Here is a 2009-nt window from a genome sequence, read left to right on the forward strand (position 1 = left end):
CGCTTCGCGTCACGCTTGATGGCAAAACGGTCTGGGAGGGATCGACCGAGCGCCAGCTTGGTTACACCGCGCTTGTCTTCCCGGCACAGACCGGGCAGGTCCTGCGCATCACCCAGACGGGCGCAGTCGTCGACCGCGACGCTTTCGGCAAGATCGTGGAACTCAACAGCGCGCGCGTGGCGGGTGACACCGGCGCCGACGCCATCCCGCCGGGATGGCGCCTCGGCATCGTTGAAGCCGATTTTCAGGCCAGCATAGTGACCCCCAATCGAACACGGGAGGAATCGGAGCGGCCCTGACGACCGCCGCTGAACGAACGTGCTGCGGTCGCTCGATCGGCCTGCATATCTCATGCCCAGCGCCTATGATCGGCCAGTGCACTCTGCGGGAGGGAGCATATTGCGCTTTTCGGCTCGCCAGCTCGCGAGCGCATCCAGGGCCGGTCTCAAGCCAGCGGCCAGACTGGCCAGCATATAGACCCGGCTGGCATGCGGTAGCGGCAGATGGCGCCGCTCGATAAGCCCCACGCTTTCCAGCGCGCGAAGCCGGTCGGTCAGTATATTTGGGCTGACTCGCGGAATTGCCGCCCTCAGGTCCGAGAAACGGTGTTCGCGCACGTTGAGACAGAGCAGGATCTGCAATGTCCAGCGACCCTCGATCCCGTCGAGTGGATCGCCGCTCGGCTGCGCGTGATCATCGCAAGCGGCCGGGCGGGGCGAAGGCCGTGGATCCGTCACGACGCCCCCTCGCGGCATGAAGCCCCGCTCCGCCCAAATCGGGATTCGCCCGCCCTCATGCCGCCGGCGCCGCGACTGGGGGCGGGCTCTGCTCGCCAGGCTTGATCCGGTACCAGAGCGCATAGAGCGCAGGCAGGAAGACGAGGGTCAGGATCGTTCCGACCAGCGTGCCGCCAATCAGCGTGAAGGCCATCGCCCCCCAGAACACCGAATGGGTCAGCGGGACGAAGGCAAGGACCGCAGCCAGCGCCGTCAGGATCACCGGCCGGGACCGCTGCACGGTTGCCTCGATCACCGCGTCGAAGGGTTGCAGGCCCTGCTGCCGGTTCTCCTGAATCTGGCCGATCAGGATCAGCGTGTTGCGCATCAGGATGCCCGCCAGCGCAATCAGCCCCAATATGGCGTTGAACCCGAAGGGCTGGCCGGTCAGCAGCAGCGTCGGCACCACGCCGATCAATCCGAGAGGCGCGGTCAGCAAAACGACCGCCATCGCCGAGAAGCTGCGGACCTGCAGCATGATGACGATCATCATCAGCAGGATCATGATCGGGAAGATCGGCGCCAGCGCCGCATTGGCCTTGCCCGCCTCCTCGATCGAGCCGCCCATGACGATCCGATATCCGGGCGGCAAGGTGCTGATCACCGGTCCGAGCTTCCTGAACATGGCGGTCGAGACGTCGGGCGGCTGCAAGCCGTTGGCGATATCCCCGCGCACCGTGATCGTCGGCACACGGTCCCGGCGAAGCAGGATCGGGTCCTCCATGCGGAGCTCGAGCTTGCCGACCTGGCTGATGGGAACGCGCTGGCCGTTCGCGGCGGTCAGGGTGAAGCTGCCAATACGCGCCGGATCGAGACGCGCATCGCCGGCGGACCGTACAACCACGTCGACGGTGCGAATATCCTCGCGGGCCTGCGAGACCGTCACGCCCGAAAGCAGGAACTGGAGCTGCTCACCGACGTCGCTCGACGAGAGGCCCATGGCGCGCAGCCGATCCTGATCGAGCACGAAGTGAAGCGCCGGCACGCGCTCGCCCCAGTCGGTGTTGACCGTGCGCATCATCGGGTCCTCGACCATGACCGCGCGGACCCGCTCCGCGATGGCGCGCACCTTGTCGATGTCGGGGCCGCTGACGCGGAACGCCACGGGGAAGGGCGAATAGGGCCCGAAGACGAGCTGCGTCGCCCGCACCCGCGCCGCGGCGGCAAGGCCATTGGATACGGCTCCGCGCAGGCGCTCCTTCAACGCGTCGCGCGCCTCTTCCGAGGGCGTGC

The 2009-nt window shown here is 67.0% G+C and carries 3 protein-coding genes; 1 reads left to right on the plus strand and 2 read right to left on the minus strand.

What is annotated here, in order from left to right:
* On the plus strand, positions 1–299 hold a 299-nt coding region (locus tag VGD20_RS06120), incomplete at its 5' end, for a hypothetical protein (protein WP_331133603.1).
* A 63-nt stretch (positions 300–362) separates the two neighbouring features.
* Here the strand turns inward: VGD20_RS06120 and VGD20_RS21795 are convergent.
* Positions 363–860, minus strand: coding sequence for a winged helix-turn-helix transcriptional regulator (locus tag VGD20_RS21795; protein ID WP_414714550.1), 498 nt, complete (start codon positions 858–860; stop codon positions 363–365).
* Positions 793–2009 (minus strand): efflux RND transporter permease subunit (locus tag VGD20_RS06125; protein WP_331133604.1); only part of this gene is annotated, 1217 nt, incomplete at its 5' end. The genes VGD20_RS06125 and VGD20_RS21795, both read right to left, overlap by 68 nt.

Source organism: Sphingopyxis sp., from assembly GCF_036402335.1.
Taxonomy (GTDB): domain Bacteria; phylum Pseudomonadota; class Alphaproteobacteria; order Sphingomonadales; family Sphingomonadaceae; genus Sphingopyxis.

What these genes read in the sequence shown, in the direction of transcription:
- VGD20_RS21795 (WP_414714550.1), bottom strand. Translation starts at nt 860, where the DNA reads ATGCGCTCTGGTACCGGATCAAGCCTGGCGAGCAGAGCCCGCCCCCAG.